At 40.8% G+C, this 19,985-nt stretch carries 10 protein-coding genes; all 10 read left to right on the top strand.

Annotated features, from left to right (window positions below):
- The first annotated feature begins 234 nt into the window (after positions 1-234).
- Entirely contained in the window at positions 235-3,456 is a 3,222-nt protein-coding gene (locus ACFS5N_RS17270) for a SusC/RagA family TonB-linked outer membrane protein (protein ID WP_377188527.1), read from the top strand.
- A gap of 11 nt (positions 3,457-3,467) precedes the next feature.
- Complete coding sequence (locus ACFS5N_RS17265) at positions 3,468-4,925, top strand: SusD/RagB family nutrient-binding outer membrane lipoprotein (protein ID WP_377188524.1); 1,458 nt, start codon at positions 3,468-3,470, stop codon at positions 4,923-4,925.
- 327 nt (positions 4,926-5,252) lie between these two features.
- Positions 5,253-7,850, top strand: coding sequence for a bifunctional YncE family protein/alkaline phosphatase family protein (locus tag ACFS5N_RS17260; RefSeq protein WP_377188521.1), 2,598 nt, complete (start codon positions 5,253-5,255; stop codon positions 7,848-7,850).
- Positions 7,851-8,737: 887 nt separating this feature from the next.
- Positions 8,738-9,313 carry an RNA polymerase sigma factor gene (locus ACFS5N_RS17255; protein WP_377188519.1) on the top strand — a complete coding sequence of 192 codons (576 nt, stop codon included), beginning with the start codon at positions 8,738-8,740 and terminating at the stop codon, positions 9,311-9,313.
- Positions 9,314-9,630: 317 nt separating this feature from the next.
- On the top strand, positions 9,631-10,779 hold the full coding sequence (locus tag ACFS5N_RS17250) for a FecR family protein (protein ID WP_377188516.1): 1,149 nt from the start codon (positions 9,631-9,633) through the stop codon (positions 10,777-10,779).
- A 226-nt stretch (positions 10,780-11,005) separates the two neighbouring features.
- A complete protein-coding gene (locus ACFS5N_RS17245) occupies positions 11,006-14,536 on the top strand; it encodes a SusC/RagA family TonB-linked outer membrane protein (protein ID WP_377188513.1) in 3,531 nt (1,176 codons plus the stop codon).
- Between the two features lie 26 nt (positions 14,537-14,562).
- Entirely contained in the window at positions 14,563-16,017 is a 1,455-nt protein-coding gene (locus ACFS5N_RS17240; RefSeq protein ID WP_377188510.1) for a RagB/SusD family nutrient uptake outer membrane protein, read from the top strand.
- A 33-nt stretch (positions 16,018-16,050) separates the two neighbouring features.
- Entirely contained in the window at positions 16,051-17,250 is a 1,200-nt protein-coding gene (locus ACFS5N_RS17235; RefSeq protein WP_377188507.1) for a redoxin domain-containing protein, read from the top strand.
- Between the two features lie 84 nt (positions 17,251-17,334).
- Entirely contained in the window at positions 17,335-18,522 is a 1,188-nt protein-coding gene (locus tag ACFS5N_RS17230; protein ID WP_377188504.1) for a redoxin domain-containing protein, read from the top strand.
- Positions 18,523-18,558: 36 nt separating this feature from the next.
- A complete protein-coding gene (locus ACFS5N_RS17225) occupies positions 18,559-19,803 on the top strand; it encodes a redoxin domain-containing protein (RefSeq protein WP_377188501.1) in 1,245 nt (414 codons plus the stop codon).
- The last annotated feature ends 182 nt before the right edge of the window (positions 19,804-19,985 follow it).

Raw genomic sequence — 19,985 nt, 5'->3', positions numbered from 1 at the left:
GCGGTACTGTGCGACCGAACAAACAAATATGCCGGGATGATGCTGCTTGATCAGCAGCTATAGTATAAACTGTTTTAAACTTTAATTAAAATTATTCAATACCTCAAAAGAAGAGCAAAATATAAAGGTTTTATCCGGTCAAGGCCATCGGGGAAAAGCTTAACCGGCATGGACAAGATGCCGGTTAAAAATCGTCATTAATCACAAAGTATTTAAACAACGAATTGCTAATATATGCAAAAAAATATTAACTCAAGTTTTGAATTTCCTCGCATTTGCAAAACATTATTTGTCGGTTTCGCGCTCATTAACCTGTGTGTAAATACCGCTTTTGCAGGAAATCTCCACCCGGTACTAACGGCTAACAAACCCGTTATCAGTACCTCAAACATAACTGCAGACGATAAGGAAGCACCTGCCGAAGTGATCAAAGGACATATTGCTGATCAAAAAAATGTTGCCTTGCCAGGCGTATCCATCCTTGTGAAAGGAACGAACAGCGGAACAACTACCGATCAGAATGGCGATTTCTCTATTAAAGCAAAATCTGGCGACGTATTGGTTATTACTTTCATAGGCTTTAAAACCAAAGAGGTTGCTGTAACAGGAAGTAAAGTATATCAAATTATCTTAGAAGAAGATGCAAAAGGTCTTTCTGAAGTGGTGGTAACAGCATTAGGTATTAAAAAAGAAAAAGCCAAATTGGGTTACGCCGTTCAGGAAGTTAAAGGGGAAGATTTGGTGAAAGCGCGCGAACCTAACGTCTTTTCGAGCCTTACCGGTCGTGTCGCCGGCCTTAACGTTCAAAGCTCAACCGACCTGTTTCAAGATCCTAAAATCACGTTGCGTGGCGTAACCCCGCTTATTGTTATTGACGGTATTCCTGATCAGTCAGCCGATATCTGGAAAATCAACGCAGATGATATTGAAAGCATGTCTATCCTGAAGGGCGCCAATGCCTCTGCTCTGTATGGTTCAATCGGGCAAAACGGTGCAATAATGATTACAACTAAGCGCGGCAAGGGCAAGAACTTAGTGGTTGATATCAATTCGACAATGGAAATTCAGCCAAGCTTTATCAGGATTCCTAAAGTGCAAACTGAATATGGTGACGGTTTTAAAGGTCAATACAGTTACGTCGATGGCTCGGGCGGCGGCCCGGAAGGCGGTGGCTGGATCTGGGGGCCTAAACTGGATCAGAAAGACCCTTCTACTAAAAGTGGGTTTGTTGAGTTGCCGCAATATAACAGCCCGATTGACCCAAATACGGGCAAGCGCATACCGCTTCCCTGGATTTCACGCGGTAAAGATAACGTACCAGACTTTTTCAGGACCGGCGTTATTTCCTCTAACAGTATCAGTATTACGCAAAGTTCAGATAAAGGATCATTCCGCGCTTCGGCTGCTAATATTTACCAGTCTGGTATCGTACCTAACACCAATTTGAACAATTCGTCTTTTAGCATTTCCGGCAACTATAATCTCTCGGAAAATCTGACTATGGATGGCAGACTGAGCTATAATAAGGAGTATACCAAGAATTTTCCTGCCGTTGGTTATGGCCCGACGAATTACCTGTACAATCTGGAGTTGTGGACCGGTGCTGATGTTAGTGTTAGGGATCTTAAAGATTACTGGGCTCCCGGCCAGGTCGGCATTCAGCAGAAAAATTACAATACTTCTTATTATAACAATCCTTATTTTCAGGCCTATCAATATTTACAGGGGTACGATAAGAACAATACTTTTGGATCATTAAACCTGACATATAAGGTTAGCCCGGCATTCAGCATTCAGTTTAGAAACGGTATCAATAGTTATGGGTTGAACAGAACCTATAATGAGCCGAAAAGCTACATCGGTTATGGTGATAAATCGAGGGGTAATTTTACGGTGACTAACGACAGTTACTTCGATATTCAATCTGATTTGATAGGTGATTATAACCACACCTTTACAGACAAATTTAAGCTACATGCACAGTTAGGCGGATCAAACTATTACCGCAATGACAAATATGGCAGCGCAGAGACTGATGGCTTAACTATCCCGGGTTTTTATAATCTGAGCAACTCTACCAACCCGGTTATCGCGACAAATGCCCTGGAAGAACGCCGTACGAGCAGTGTTTATGGAGTTTTAGACCTTGAATTCCTCAACGCAATCTATTTCACAGCTACCGGGCGTAATGACTGGATTTCAACCCTCCCGGTAAAAAACAACAATTTCTTCTATCCATCATTTGGTTCTTCGGTAGTAGTTTCTGAATTAACTAAACTGCCTGATTGGTTTACCTTGTTGAAGGTCAGAGGGTCATGGTCGCAGGTGTCCAGCGGTACAATAGGCTCAGGTTACACCTATAGTTATTTACCAACTTACACTAAAGGCTCCAGCTGGAATAACATCCCTTCACTTACCTACGGTTCAGCCATCCAGAACCCGGATGTGCACCCGCAAACTTCCAACAGTTGGGAAGTTGGCCTGGATACTAAGTTCTTTAAGAATCGCGTCGGGTTTGAAGCAACCTATTACCAGACAAGCGATTTTAACAATATTACCAATGTTCCGATTTCCAACACCAGTGGTTTCAGCTCTATTCTCGAAAATGGAAATGATTACAGACGTAAAGGAATTGAGATCGTTTTAACAGGTACACCTGTTAAAATCCCGGGATTCCGGTGGGATGTAGCCGCAAACTTCAGCACCTATCACCGCTACCTGACTGGCATTTATGGCAATGCGCCAACTTTGAACTACTTAAAGGCGGGCGATAGAACAGATAAGATTTACGCTTCTGTTTATCAAACCAACGGCCAGGGCCAGATTATTTATGGCAGCAACGGTTTACCGGTTAATGATCCATACAAGCGTTCTGTGGGTTACAGCGATCCGGATTTTGTTTACGGTTTGGAAAATACTTTTACCTACAAGCAATTCTCGCTGAAAGTATTGGTTGACGGCAAGGTAGGCGGCTTGATGTATTCAACCACGAATCAAAAAATGTGGTGGGGGGGTACCAATATGGGAACCTTAAACCATTACCGCGACGAGGCCAATGCAGGTAAGGCTACTTATGTTGGCCAGGGCGTAGTTGTCACATCGGGTACAGTTATCTACGATTCTAATGGCAACATCACCAGTGATACCAGGAAATATGCGCCAAACGCCAAGGCTGTTAACTATATCGACTACATGACTAACACCAGCAACGCGGCTAATACCAATTACAACTATTATTCACAAACCTTTTTGAAATTGCGCGAGGTTACCCTAACCTATCAGGTGCCTAATAAGTGGTTGGGCAAATCGTTTGTTAAGGGGCTTAATGTATCGGCTGTTGGACGCAATCTGTTGCTTTTTGCAAAAATCCCAAATGTTGACCCTGATACAGGCCTTGACAATCTGCAGACACCGTCAACCCGCACTTTTGGTTTAAATCTTAACTTGAAATTTTAATGCCAATTCTTATGAAAAAATCCATATTTGCGTTGCTGACAGCGCTGGCCATCACCATGGCCGGGTGCAAAAAGTTTAGCGACTTTCAAACAGATCCTAATAAATCAACCACGGCAACGCCCGATTTGCTGTTGAATAACGTCGAACAATCTGCTTTTCAATCTACCAGTTTGGATATCACACTGGCCGTACGGCAGATGGTGGTGACAGAGGAGGCATCCTCATACCAATATTACAATTGGCAGCGTGGCGATTACGGCAATTATGACAAATTGCGCCAGGTGCTGAAAATGGAACAATCTGCCGCATTGTTGAATCAGAGCCAATACCAGCCCATTGCTAAGTTTTTCAGAGCATGGTATTTCTTACAGCTTACCCAAACCTTCGGCGACATTCCGTATAGCCAGGCGCTGATGGGCGAAAGCAATGTGTTTAAACCTGTTTATGACAAACAGCAGGATATCTATGTCGCCATTTTAAACGACCTGAAGACTGCCAACAGCATGATCACCGCTGCAACTCCTGCTGTTCAGGGTGATATAGTTTATGGGGGCAATATGCAGCAATGGAAAAAAGCTATCAATTCATTATCCCTGCGTGTGTTGATGAGCCTTTCAATCAAAGCAGGCAATGCCTCTTACGATTTTAAGCAGCGTTTTGCAGAGATTGTGAATAACCCTTCGCAGTACCCCATTTTTACAAGCAATACAGATAACGCTCAACTGAAATTTTATGATCTGGATAATGACCGTTATCCTTATTTTAACAGCAACGGCATTCAAACCGCTTATTACATGGAAAAGTCGTTTGTGACCTTATTGCAGCAGTTGAAGGATGCACGCCTTTTTAGTTTTGCTCAAAAAGCGCCAAACCACGCAACGGCACCTGATGGCGACTTTACTGCGTACGGTGGTATAAAGGGCAGTGATCCGGTTGATGTAAACGCAAAACAGCAGGTAAGCGGAGAAATATCAAGGATCAACCCCCGGTTTTACAATAGCCCAACTAATGAGCCGAGTATCGCCTTAGGCTACCCCGAACTTCAGTTTATCCTGGCAGAAGGGGTGACCCGGGGTTGGATAAGCGGTGATGCCAATACCTATTATAAGAACGGCATTCAGGCCTCCATGAGCTTTTATGCAATTGATGCTACAACAATTGCGACGTATATTGCTCAACCGGCAGTGCAATTAAACGGTTCAAATAATATTCAGCAAATCATTACGCAAAAGTACATTGCCTCTTTTATGAACAGCGGGTGGCAACCCTTTTACGAAAACCGCCGCACTGGATTCCCGGTTTTTGATGTTTCGGGCGATGGCGTATTAAATAACAAAATGATACCTAAGCGTTTTATGTATCCTCAGACTGAACTGCAATTGAACCAGCAAAATGTAAGCGACGCCATTAAGCGCCAGTATCCGGGTGGCGATGACATTAACGGGATGATGTGGCTAATACAGCCGTAATAGTTTATTTAAAAACTACACAATATTAACAGTGTAATTAAAATTGCTTCAAAAATCACCGATTAGCGGCTATCCGATATGGATAGCCGCTTTTAAATTTGAAATTTTGCGTTATAACGGCTTCAAACGGGGTGATTTAGCGGAACAATTACCAGACATTAGTAATTACCAATTTGTATGAACTGCTAACAATGGCAAAATTAAGGTTGGCGGGTTTTATTAAGTTTGCTCACCTTAACTTAAAGATGAAAAATTTCGACTACATTGACTGGAGACAGGCATGCCTTTTCGAAAATGTATAACACCAAAAAAACTAATCCATTTGCAATGAAAGTCCCATCGTCCAAGCTATTTATAGGTTTTTGCGTAACCGTATTGTTATCAGGCTATCAGGACCTGCATGCTCAATCAAAAAAAACTCCGGAAAAAAGGCGGGATGTCAAGTCTCCTGTAGACACAGCCTGGAACCAGGCTTCGGCGGGGAATCAAATGTTTGCAAATAGCGAGCTGTTTAACCCTGCGGGGAAAAGCCTTGACCTTGACAAAGGTACCCGTATTATGAATGTAGAATTGGCCCGGCAAAGTAAATTCCTGGTTTCAAAAAGCAACCGTGGGATTGCTGTGATCAAGGCAGACAGCTTTAAGGTGGTTAACCAGTATGATTATGAAAAAGGCGAGTCGGGTTCTATGTATGGACTGGCTATTGGCAGCAACGATTCAACTGTTTATTTTACCGGCGCCCAAAGAAATCTTTATATTGGAAAGATCGGCCGGTCAGGCGAATTTAAACTAACCCAAAAGATTGATTTATCAGTCAACAAGAAAACAACCACACCGTTGGGAATTGGATTGGTGGACGACCAAACCGCTTACGTTGCATTAGCCATCCCTAACCAAATTGCCGTTGTGGCTATTGATAAGAGAAAAGTAATAGCCAAAATACCGGTTGGAGTTTGTCCTTATGCCGTCGTGATCAGCAGAGATAAGAGATATGCCTTCGTTAGCAATTTTGGTGGTCCTGACGCCAAAAGCGGAGACGAAACTGAAATGTCAGCGGGAACAAAAGTTGCCGTAGATGAGCGTTCAGTTGCCTTACGAGGTTCTGTTACGGTAATTGATATTCAGACAAGAAAAGTAGTCCATGACATTAAAACCCGTATCTATCCTGAGTCTATGGCTTTATCGCCCGACGGTAACTTGCTTTACGTAAGCGATGATAGCGGTGACGGTATTAGTATAGTAGATGTTAAAAGCTTTAAGGTAGTACAAACAATCAATACCAAACCTGATCCATTGCTGCCTTACGGCAGCCTGACCACAGGCTTGGCATTTAGTCCCGATGGAAAGGTGTTATATGCAGCTAATGCTGGTAATAATGCCATCGCCCTTATCAACCCTAAACAGCCACAGAAAGGCCCGTATGGTTTTATAGCTGGTGGCGGTTTCCCCGGTGCGGTATGTGTAACAGCTCATGATCTCTTTATTGGTAATGTCACCCCATTGAAACAAGGTTCTTTACAAAAGGTAATGCTGCCCACCAGTAAAGCACAGTTGGACGCCTATACTGCCAATGCAAAAAAGGGATTTCATTTTATAGAAATGTTGCGCGCACAGTCTGAAGGTAATCTTAATGCCAAATCAAAACCGGTGCCGGCAAAGGTGGGGGAGCCTTCAGCTATTAAACACGTTGTTTATATTATCAGGGAAAACAAAAAATTTGACCAGGAGCTTGGGGATATCGGAAAAGGTAATTGTGATTCTACGCTGGTGGAATATTCAAGAAAGGTAACGCCCAACGCACACCGTCTTGCCGAAGAATTTGTTTTGTTAGATAATTATTATTGCAACGGCGTTAACTCCAGTGACGGCCATCAATGGGCCACAGAGGGCATATCTACCCCTTACCACGAAAAGGATTTTTCGAGCGGGCGTTGCGCCTATGATTTCGGTACAGACCCACTGTGTTTTGCCGGTTGCGGTTTTATCTGGAATCATCTGCTGCGCAAGGGAATTTCCTTTCGGAACTTTGGCGAGTTTGACCTGGCAGATGTAACGAAAGGAAAATCATGGACCGACTTATATAACGGATGGAAAGCCCAAACAGACTCCATATGGTACAAGTGCGCCTATCCGATTAAAAGTTTGGAAAGTTACAGCGATTTGCGTTTCCCCGGGTGGAACTTAACAATACCGGATCAGATTAGAGCCGATGTATTTGTGAAGGCCTTAAAAGAATATGAAGCAAAAGGTAGTTTTCCTGATTTTACCATCATTTATTTGCCCAATGACCATACCAGTGGTTACGGTGAAAACCTACCTACACCTCGCGCTTATGTGGCTGATAACGACGAGGCTACAGGCAGGGTAATAGATGCGCTTTCTAAAAGCTCATTTTGGAAGGACATGGCAATTTTTGTGAACGAGGATGATCCGCAAAGCGGAACAGACCACGTAGACGGCCATCGGTCGGTATGTTTTGTAGCAAGCCCTTATGCAAAGCGCCACGCGCTAATAAGCAAGTTTTATAACCAATCGTCGGTTCTCCATACCATCTGCCAGATCTTTGGCGTTCAGCCTATGAACCAAATGGTGGCTATGGCCCCTTTAATGACCGAGTGTTTTCAGGAAAATCCTGATTATACGGGTTACAGCTTTTTGACACCGGCTATTGCCATTAATGAAATGAACCCGCCAAAGAAAAAAATGACCAGTAAAACAACGTTACGATTAGCGCCATTAACGGCGAGGATGGATTTTTCTAAACCTGACCTCAATGACAAGGATGCGTTATTATTCAGCGAATATTTATGGTCAACAGTGCATGGCGATGTGCCTTTCCCTAAACAATATTTCGGTCCGCATGGCAAAGGTCTGAAAGCTTTGGGCCTAAAAGCAGACCCGCACTTCAAAGACGACGATGATTAAATTTAACAATAGTCAGCAAGATCCCTGTCGAACCGATTTTAGGGTTTATCTTTCCTGCACTATCGGAGCGTTTATTTGTAGTTCATCTAAAAGTAGAAAGCCTCTCTAATTGATTTTAGAGAGGCTTTTTCTATGATCAGCTAGACTAATTTTTACCCTCGAAATCGGCACCGGGGTGTTTTATGCTTTAATATCTCGTATGGTGCACCGATGTTATTTGAATTACTTTATAATGATTTAAAGATTAAATCGAAGCAGATTTAAGGTCTATCTATCCAATTTACCGGAAACGCCCGGGAAAGGATAAATGGCAGTGCTATGTTAATAATGCCCACAATCATTGCTTAAAACCATCCGCGATTACTGCCTGTTCGCCAGTTTACACTAGCCTGCTCTTGGTTGACCTTATGGCCCCTGCATGGTCTGTTGGACCGCTGCACCAATAATTAGTATAGAGAAATTAAAGTGATTATCTCAAAATAGGCAGTTGCCTTCTGTAAATAGAAATAATTTTTAATATAAATTCCATAAAATTTTCGGTTATTGAAAAAAACGTTGTTATAAATATCTGTAATAATGATTTTTATAAAAATGATGTGGAACTGGTCACGCTAACAATGAAACTTGGTACTTATACAAGTTTACAATTTGTATTGATCTGTTATACTGGGAGCGTATTATATCAGTTGATTTGAAATTTATTTCCGATTTCAAATAATATATAAAAACTAAGATTGTGCGCTATGTTTCATACCGGGATTATTCGGTTTTTTTTTCGTAATTTTTTAAGGATTAGCAAACAGGAATGATAAAAAATTATGAATGTGATATTAAATTTAGTTTAATGTTTCATTTTTATTAAATTTGATTTAAACATAACTGATCTAATGTTTAAAAGCGATGACGAAAGAATTCAGGATAAACTCCTTCTTTTAAAATTAAAAGAGGGAAGCATTGAAGCTTTTGACGCGCTTTATGATAAGCATTGGAAAAGCGTTTATTCAGCAGCTTTTAAGCGTCTTCAAGACCCAGACCAAGCAAAAGATATTACACAGGATATATTTTTACAGCTTTGGCTAAAACGGGAAGAAAGCCGGATTGATAACCTCCCTGCTTATTTACACATTGCTACCAGGAACAAAGTCTACAATTGTATGGAGAAAGAGCGCAGGTTTGTACCAGTGCCTGAGTTGATGCTTCAACTTAAATCATCACGCGACCAGACCGATGCCGACTTGATCAGAAAAGATTTTGAAGCGGCTTGCGAGGCGCTGATTAATACTTTAACCACCTCTCAGCAACATATTTTTCGCATGCGTTACCAGCAAGATATGTCAACCAGCGAGATTGCCGATGTGTTATCCATATCGCGTAAAACTGTTCAAAACCAATTAGGCAAGGCGGTAGCCCAATTAAGAGCTTCTTTATTATTACTATCAATAATTATACTCATCGGCCAATAATTATTCGTCTTCTCATAGTTTCTTGCTTTATAAACTAATAGACAATAGCCTGCCAATATTTATAGCCAAAGCGGCTTAAAATCTCAATAGGTATTTACAATCTTACAAACTAAATCTTTGTTGATTTTTAAGTGAAATTATATAGAGCCTGCCTTTAGGTTTTTTGCATTAATTACTAATTATGATTTGCGCCGGTGCGGTAATGCGACATATTGATGCTAAAGCGCTCCATAAACTAAAAAATGAAATAAAGTAAAAAATGCGTGGGACTTTTTTGGTTTGGGCTGTCATGTATATAAAAGCAAACCAAACCGCTTGTGGAAAAGAAGCAATTTTTAGCCATTTTAAAGAAACATCGCCTGGGTGAAACTACTGAACAGGAGGAAGCTTACCTGGCTGCGTACTATAATTTATTTGACAGCGAACCTGATGTTACTGAATTGTTGAATGATCATGAAATAGATTTTCTTAAGAATCAGATCCGTGATAACATTAAAGAAAAAATATCTTCACCCCAGCAGCAGCCTGCACCAAAGCCAAACAAATTTTATTATTGGCTAAAATTGGCCGCCGTTGTGTTGCTATTTTTTCTGGCGGGTATTTTAACCTTTAACAAATACAAGAAGGTAAATCTTGTCTCCAATAATGACGTGGCTCCTGGTAGTAACAGGGCGGTATTGATGTTAGCTAATGGCAGGCAAATTATTTTAAATAATGCAAAAAGCGGTTTTTTAGCGCAGCAGGGCGGGATACAAATTCATAAAGCAAGTAGTGGGCAACTGGTATACCAAATTAAAAATGTTGCGGCTAATAGTGATACAGGTTACAACACTATAACTACTCCGCGCGGCGGGCAGTTTGTTGTTGTACTGTCTGATAACAGTACAGTGTGCCTCAATGCAAATTCCTCCATACGTTTCCCGGCAGCGTTTTCGGGCAAGTATCGTACAGTGTCACTAACCGGCGAGGCTTATTTTGAGGTTGCTCATAATAAAGCAATGCCATTTCATGTAATTACTCACAACCAGACAGTCGAAGTTTTAGGTACTCACTTCAACATCAATGCTTACGATGATGAAAATGTGGTTAAAACAACCTTACTTGAAGGTAGTGTGAGGATATTAGCAGGCAACAATACTGCTTTGTTAGCGCCCGGGCAACAATCACAAATTGGTAAAGGCAGTGGCAGCTACCCTCAGATAAGTATTGTAAAAAATGCTAACACCGAAGAAGCTGTAGCCTGGAAAAACGGTTTTTTTCAATTTGAAAATGCCGACCTGAAAACTGTTATGCGCCAGTTTGCAAGATGGTATAATGTCGAAGCAGAATTTGATGGCAACACAAATAAAAGGCTTTTTTCTGGTGAAATACACAGGAATTTGAGCCTTTTAAAAGCATTAGAACTGCTCAATTATGCAGATGTGAATTTTAAGGTAGACGGAAGAAAAATTATCATAACGCAATAACAATTAATCAACGCAAATCATCAACCCCCTAAAAAAGAAAGGTATGAAGAAAAACTTACAACAGTAAAGAATCAGCGCTTATTGGTGGCCGGAATAAAAAACCGCAGAAGTACTTGGACCTACTCCTGCGGAAAATATTCAGGTTAACCCTCCGCCTCGGTGTGCATCGGGCCGGAAAATAATTTGGACAACTATTTAGTGTATTAACCCAAACTTTGCAAAAGTAATGAAATTAAATGCTTTTATAAAAACAGTTCGCCCCTTTGGCGGATGGCTACCCCCTAAAGTAATACTGGCGATGAAGATAACCACCTTTCTATTATTCGCATTTTTGGTACAGGTAAGTGCCAAAAGCTACAGTCAGATAAATTTGAATGAAAATAACGCGCCCTTATCTAAGGTTTTAAAGTCTATCAAAAACCAAACAGGCTATTCATTCTTTTATGATATCAACGATGTGCAGGATGCCAGGGTGAGCATCAAGGTAAATAATGTATCGTTAGACCAGGCGCTTTCAATATGTTTTAAAGACCTGCCCATAAGCTTTAAAGTGATTGAAAACAATGTTGTTTTAAAGAAAAAAGAGTCCTCATTACTGGAAAGGCTGACTACTATGCTAACCCCGCCAAAAGATGTATTTGGCACTGTACATGACGGAAATGGCCCCCTTGCAGGTGTTTCTGTACGAGTTAAAGGCACAAATAACGTGACATCAACAGATGATCGGGGTGCTTTTACTTTCAGAAATTTAAAAGACGGGGACATACTGGTGTTTACCTATGTAGGTTATAAAACACAGGAAGTTTTTATTAAAAGCAGTATAGTTACCGTACAGATGGAAAAAGATGTTGCCGGCTTACAGGACGTTGTGGTGGTAGCGTATGGTTCAACCCAAAGAAAGGATCTTACCGGAGCTGTGTCTACCGTAAATGTTGGTGACATTCAGGATGTGCCGTTTGCTACAATCGATAACGCTTTAGCCGGTAAAGCCGCCGGTGTACAGGTTACTAAAAGTGATGGCTCGCCGGGCGGGGCCGTACGTATCAGAGTACGTGGCTCAAGTTCAATTTTGGGTGGTAATGACCCATTGTATGTAATTGACGGTATCCCGGTACAGGTATCAAGTAATTTCCAGGCTCCTGGTTATGACGTCAGCAGCCCTGTTGGTAATGACGTTACAGGGTACGGAGGCGTAAGCACCGGTTTGTCAACGTCATTTGTTAATGGCCTAAACAGTCTGGGAGGTTTAAATATTGACGATATTGAGTCTATCACTATATTGAAAGATGCGTCGTCTACGGCTATATACGGCTCAAAGGCGGCTAATGGCGTAGTAATTATTACCACTAAAAAAGGTAAAAAAGATATGAAGCCGGTAATTACTGCAAGCTATTACAACACAGTAAGCACGCCTATAACACCTACAGTTTTAAATGCGCAGCAATACAGGATGTTAATTACCGAAGCTGCACAAAATGACAAGGATTCGCGCGTAGCAGCAGGTAAAACAACTTTCCCTGCAAATACAACAGCTATATTAAATAATCCTTCATCATTTTTTGGTACAGCAAATACTGACTGGATAAAAGAAGTAACCCGCAATACGGTTTCAAACAATGTAGAGGTTGCTATACAAGGTGGTGGTAATTCATCAAAATATTTCAGCTCTATATCTTATAACTCAACACCAGGTGTGGTTAAGAATACAGACTATCACCGTATATCAGGAAAGATCAATCTGGAAAATGAAATTGGCCCGAAGTTCAGGGTTATTACCAACCTGATATTAGGTTATGTAAATCAGAATATAGGTGATGGTGCGTTTGATCAGGCGCTTAAAGCCAGGCCTGACTATGCACCATATGATTTGAATGGTAACCTGACAGATTTTTCAAATGTCGGCTATTCATATCTGGGTTTCCAAAATCCGGTTGCTTTGCTCAAGGCTACTAACAATGCCAAAACATTTAGTTTGCTTGGAACTATATCGGGCATATATGATATTACAAAGGATCTGCAATTTAAAACTTCATTATCCCTTAACTCGCAAGCTTACAACCAGCGTAACTTTACACCAAGCTTTATACAAATTGGCAGCTTTTACGGTAGTGTTGCTAATGATGGTGGTATAGGCAGTAACTCAAACAGCCGCTTAACCAACTGGATATTTGAAAATACCTTAAGCTATAACAAAAAACTCGATCAAAATAACACACTTAATGTATTGGCAGGGCAATCATACGAGACCCGTAAAACCAGCTTTTTTAGCGCTACGGCCACGGGTTACCCTAATGATAATGTGTTAACCAGTCTTTCATCAGCTGTATCGCCATTGTTAGTTAGGGGTGACGACCCATCTGCACCGCAAAGCTATTTGCTGTCATTTTATTTAAGGGCAAACTACAGTCTGATGGATAAATACCTGTTAACCTTTACCGGTCGTACGGACGGGTCATCAAAACTAGGCCCGGGCAATAAATTCAGTTATTTTCCCTCAGGTGCTGCGGCCTGGCGCATATCACAGGAGGAATTCCTGAAAAACGTTAAGTGGATAGATGATATTAAAATACGCGGTAGTTACGGTTTAACCGGTACGCAAAGCATTGGCGACCAAATGTACCGCACGCTTTATAGTCCGTTGTCATACGGCGGCGTAAGCGCGTTGGTACCAACACAATTAGGTAATAAAGATATCAAATGGGAAACTACGAAAGAAGCCGACGGTGGTTTGGATATATCGTTATTTAATAGCCGCTTGACTGCAACTTTTGATTATTACAACAGGCAAACCAGTGGCGACCTGTTGTCATTGCCTGTTGCACCAAGCAGTTCATATGGTTCATTGCTAAGTAATGCTGTTGGTATTAAAAATACAGGTGTTGAGATATCTGTAGATGGAGACATTATCCGTACGCCTAACTTTAAATGGAACGCAGGCTTTAACGTTACCTGGAATAATTCTGTGGTAACCAAATTAAGCTCAGAAGCTGACCTTACTCAAATAGGCGACCTTACCGGTATGGAATACGGTAATACAACGCTTATACAAGGCAAACCGCTAGGGTTAATTACAGGTATTACCATGACCGGTGTTATTAAAAACCAGGCGCAACTTGATGCTTATAAGAAAGCATTAGGCGGTTATGCTGCATATTTTCCATACCTGTCAATAGGCGACCCGATGTACCAGTTAGAGGATGAGGGCGGTGGTTATCATTACCCTAACTTTAATACCATTATTGGTAATGCAGCACCTAAATATTATGGCGGTATCACCCAGGGTTTCACCTATAAAAACTTCGATCTGCAATTTTACTTTACGTTTTCAGAAGGCGGTAAATTATTATGGGGCGATCACGTATCAAGCGTTGAGTTTGTTGGGTCGTCAAATGCTAACGTATCTATGCTTAACAGATATACGCCAACCAATACAAACACCAATCAGCCACGTTTAGTATTAAATAATGACAATGGGTTTTATTATAAAACACAACAGGATTTGTTTAACTCATCTTACTTAAAACTGCGTACGCTAACCTTTAACTATCACTTTAATAAAAAGCCATGGATGAAGAAGGCCGGCTTTAATAATATTACGGTGTTTGCATCAGCTACCAATGTGTTTACTATCACCAAATACCCTGGTAATGATCCTGAAACGTCAGATGATCCATACAGTGTGCAGGGCGGTTACTTTGACGTAAGTAATTATCCAACTATCAGGTCATTTTCAGTAGGCTTAAAAGCCGGTTTTTAGTATTTACCATCTTAATAACTAGTAAAATGAAACATAAAGATCTTAAATACATTTTTGCAGTTTTAGCCATCGCATTTTTATGGTCGTGCAAAAAGCAGTTAAATGTATACCCCACAACTTCAGAAGTTGATGGCAATGTTATAGTTGATGCTAAAAGCGCATCTACGGTGTTAAACGGTGTTTATTACCGTTTTGCTAATGCCGGAGTTGATTATAACCAAATCCCGTCGGTAAAATGGAGCGACATAAATGAAATTTACCCATCAGAATTTGCCGGCTCACTATCTAATTCAAGTGGCGACGATAGAGTGTATTCCCTTGGTGCTGATCCTAAAAGCGTGGTTGCATCTGACATGTGGAATTATGGTTACCAGCTGGTAAACGCGGCTAACGGTTTCCTTAAAAACGTAGCTCCGGTAACAACTATCCCGTCTGCAACAAAAAAGCAAATGATAGCCGAGGCAAAATTCCTGCGCGCTTTTGGCGATGCTCATTTATTGCTTTATTTCGGACAGTATTATGACCCGGCAAGTAAATACGGCATAATTTTGCGTGACGAGTTTGTAACTTCTACAAATATTACTTTACCGCGCTCCACTGTAGCGCAAACCTACACGTCAATATTGGCCGACCTTGAGGCTGCTATCCCTGATTTGCCAAAAACTAATACAAAAGCCTATTATGCAAATGCCTCAGCAGCCAAAATATTAGAGGCGCGTGTATTAATTAATCGTGGCGCCAGCGGCGATTATGCAAAGGTGATAAGCCTCACCAAGGATGTTATTGCCAATGGCGGTTTTTCACTCGAAGCTAACTTAAAAGACCTGTTCCTTACTAAAGGCTTTACAAGTACTGAAGTAATTTTAGGTGTACAGCCTTTTGCCACAGAAACCTGGAAATACCAGACTAATCAGTATTATGGCCAATATCCGGCTTCCAGCGGTTTCGTTAACTTATTGGCTAATGATCCTCGTAACCAATGGCTATATCGCGATGATCAGGGAGGTACTGTTTATGGCGGCTATTATGGCAGCCTTAATGAAATTACCAAATATTATTCGGGCGATACCGCCAACCCAAGTCAAACTCCACTTTCTGAAACATGCTATGCATTCAGGTTAACAGAAGCATATCTGCTTGAGGCCGAAGCGATCACTTTATCTGGCGGGGACCTGGCAACTGCAAAAGATTTGTTAAAAACTATAGAAGGCCACGCGGGTATTACCGACTTTTCGGCTATTGACGCGGCTACCACAGCTACGGCTTTACAAGAATTGGTAGTGAAAGAAGAAATTAAAAACTTTTTTGCCGAAGCTGGTCAGGACTGGTTTGCGTTGCGCCGGCTTGGAATTACAAACGGGCAGCCGAATATCGATGCGATCTCAAAGATTCAAACCGCTGCTAAGTCGGTAAACCAACTGATCTTACCGATACCAAATAGTGAAATAACCACAAACGGCAACGTTATACAAAACCCTTAAACCGCAGGATCTCCTGTCTGAAAAATTATAGGTATGAAAAAGTATGTTATGATTTGCGTGATAGCTTCTGTTATCATGGCGTCGTTTACGCAGTGTAAGCAAGCAGAGAATAAGCAGTATGTAATAAGCGGATCAATAAAGGGTGTAACATCCGGGACCGTAAAATTGGTTTATCAGAATGATGACGACCGTACATTAAAAACTATTGATAGTGGCAAAGTTACCGATGGTAAGTTTGAACTGAAGGGCGATATCGGTACGCCAAAAATGGTGACGGTTATGGTTGAGCCAGGTGGTTGGAGCTTTAGCGCGTTTGTTGAAAATGCACCCATCACCCTTACTGCTGATACTACCGGCTCTGCGCATTATGATTACACTGCTTATGGTATGGGCAAAGGTGCGGTTATAAAGAACTACACCGAAACCGGTTCAAAAAACTATGATGATTGGATGAAGTATCAAAATGATCCGGGACAGAAGCAATATGAACCTGTATTTGCCCAACTGGATAAAAAGTTCAAAGCTGCAGGTAAAGATGTTGATGCCGAATATAAGGTGAGGGACCAAATGGACTCGGTGCAAAAATTATTGCAGGCCTGGCAGAAAAAGAAGATCGATGAATATGTAGACAAAGATCCGTCGTCTGTAGCGGGTATTTATATGTTCAGCCAGTTGTACATGTTTGTTAAGGGTACCATGCGTTATGGTACACTTGACAGTATGTTAAACAAGTTTACCGGCGAGGCAAAGGCATCAACCTATTATGCAAGTTTAGATAAATCGCGTACTATGCTTAAAGCTGTGCAACCTGGCGAGGTCGCTCCTGATTTTACTTTGCTAAAGCGCGATAGCACCAAGCTTTCCTTGTCATCGCTCCGCGGAAAATATGTGATGATAGATTTCTGGGCCAGCTGGTGCCATCCATGTCGACAGGCTATCCCTCACTGGAAATCAGTTTACCAAAAATACCATGACAAGGGCTTTGATATCCTGAGCGTTTCTGATGATAACAAGTGGAAAGACTGGATCAAAGCCATGGACGAAGAAAAAATGCCATGGAACCAGGTTGACGACGAGTTCCCGGTAAAGAATATGCCCGCAAAAGTTGGCAGCTTATACATGACCACCTTTATCCCTTTTTATGTGCTGTTAGATAAGGATGGAAAGATACTGGTTTACAGCGGCGATGAAGCCAAAATTGATGCCAAGCTGAAAGAAGTTTTCGGCAGTTAAATATGTTAAACCGGTAAGTCGGATATATCCGGCTTGCCGGTTTAATCTTTCCTTAATATCGTAACTGTTTTAACTTTTAAATCTATGAAAGCAATTAAGATTGTATGCGTAGTTGTGTTGGTTTTTACTTTACAGTATTCTTTTGCTCAAAAAATAAACGCTGGCCGGTCGTTTATTATAAAGGGGGGTGTTTATGTTGATAAGGCCGATTCTGTATTTATTAATTATTTGAGCGATACCGGTAAATATCAAAGCGCTTCGGCAAAAGTGTTTAATGGAAAGTTTATTTTAAAGGGTACACTTAAGCAGCCAACAGGCGCCATAATACATTTTAAATACAAACCGGGTATAACATCTAAAAAAGGTTATTGGGAAATTAATAAAGAAATTTTTCTTGAAGCAGGTGTGTTATCACTTAAAGGCGATCCTGTTAATCTGGCTAACCTGGTATTAGCCGGGTCAAAAACCGAAGATGAATATCTCGCCCTTGAAAAGGTAACCAGTCCTATTCATCAGCAGCAAGATGAATTGGCAGCGCTGTTTGATCAATATCTTAAAGAAAAAAACAAAACAAAAATTGCCGAAACACACGTAAAGTATGCCGCTTGCGAAGACAAGGAAAAAGTAGCAGAATACCGGTTTTTTTTAACGCATCATAATTCATATGTAACTGCATATAAAATATTATACAGCATTCCTTCCTTAATAGATGTAATGGGGCTTGATTCTATTAAACAGGTTTATAACAATTATAACTCGGCGCTCAAACAAAGTAACTACGGTAAAAAGCTAAAAAAAGAGATTGAAAAAATTGAATCGGGCCTGGGCACGCCGGGCACCATCGCTGCAAACTTTAAAACTGATGATATTAATGGTAAACCATTAGCGCTTGCAGATTTTAAAGGCAAGTATATTATGGTTGATTTTTGGGCAAGCTGGTGTGTGCCTTGCAGAAAAGGTAATCCGCACATGATTGAATTATACAACACCTATAAAAGTAAAGGATTTGATGTTATCAGTATTTCTGATGATGGAAAAAACGATACAGCCTGGAAAACGGCTGTATTGCAGGATAATATAGGCATTTGGCACCATGTTCTTACCGGGTCGGCCGGCAGTAAAAATGATATTAATGGAAGTTACGGTGTACGCACACTACCAACTAAAATATTAATTGACCCCCAGGGTAAAATAATTGGCCGGTATGGCGACAATTTAGGCGGAACAGATGACGATATGGATAAAATGCTGGCATCAATTTTTAATAAATAAAGACAATAAATTATTACAGATATAATTATTAAAATCATGAAAATAAGAACAATATTATGTACTGCTATGGTGCTGGGGTTGTTACAGCACGGCCTTGCACAAACCGCACCAGGGGCAAAGCCATTTGTCATAAAAGGCACAATAACAGGTGATAAGGCAGACTCGGCAACACTTTATTATGAGGGCGCTGGCCAGAAGTATATGCATCAGACTGTAGCCATTAAAGGCAATCAGTTTACTATTACAGGTAACGTGCCTAACGCTGTCAGCGCGCGTATTATTTTTAAGAAAAAGGGCGAAGTGATCCCATATCAACAGCAACAGGAACGTATGCGAGAATTTTATATCGAGCCGGCTGTTATTACCATTAAAGGCGATCCGATAAATGTAAAAACCTTAGTAATTACAGGTTCAAAAACACAAGGCGAATATGAAGTACTGAACAGAAAGACTCAATCTATTCGTGAGGAAGAGAAGCCGCTTGAATTAAAATATCAAAAAGCGAATGAGGCTTATATCGCCGCTGAAAAAGCTAAAAAGCCTGAAGCTACGTTAGATTCGCTGAAGTATATAGCAGCCGCTATTCATGATGAGTTTGAACCTTTTAACGCAAGGATAAAAAAAGCCACTTATCAGTTTTTTCTTGATCATCCAAACTCTTATGTAACTTTGGATATGATGAGGTACTATACTTCAAACATGAGCCTTGATTCGGCTAAACATATCTACAACGCATTTAATGCTGAAATGAAAGCTACGGCTGGAGGCAAAGATATTGATGACCACATTAAACAGATAGAAGCTGGTTCACCGGGCGCTGTTGCTCCGCTATTTACCAAGACAGATATCAACGGGAAAAAACTTTCGTTAGCTGATTTTAAAGGTAAATATGTAATACTTGACTTTTGGGCAAGCTGGTGCGTTCCTTGCAGAAAAAGCAACCCGCATATGATTGAGCTTTATAAAAAATATAAAGGCAAAGGGCTTGATGTGATAGGTATAGCAGATGATGACAGAAAGCTTGATGTATGGAATGCTGCAGTAGTTAAAGATGGTGTGGGTATATGGCATAATATATTACGGGGCCTTAATATGGACATGATCATGAAGGGTGTAAAAAACCCGGAGGATTTAGACCAGCAATACGGAATAGCATCTATCCCGACAAAGATATTAATTGACCCCAATGGAAAGATCATAGGCCGCTATGGTGATAGTTATGGCGGTACAGAAGAGGATATGGATAAAATGCTGACATCAATTTTTGAGTCGAAACCATGAAAAATGTATTAATATTCACAGCGCTAATAACATAAATTACTAAGCGGCGCGCAGGAGGGAATATCATAATTGAAGGCACTGCCGATTTAATTTTTTTTGTAAAAAGCAAGCTTATAGCAATGGTTTTATAATTGGGATTGAAATAAATACGATATAATTACAGTAAAAGCATAAAATTTACG

The sequence above is a fragment of the Mucilaginibacter ximonensis genome (genome assembly GCF_042686265.1).
Classification (GTDB): Bacteria; Bacteroidota; Bacteroidia; order Sphingobacteriales; family Sphingobacteriaceae; genus Mucilaginibacter; species Mucilaginibacter ximonensis.
This window is presented reverse-complemented; position numbering and strand designations above follow the sequence as displayed.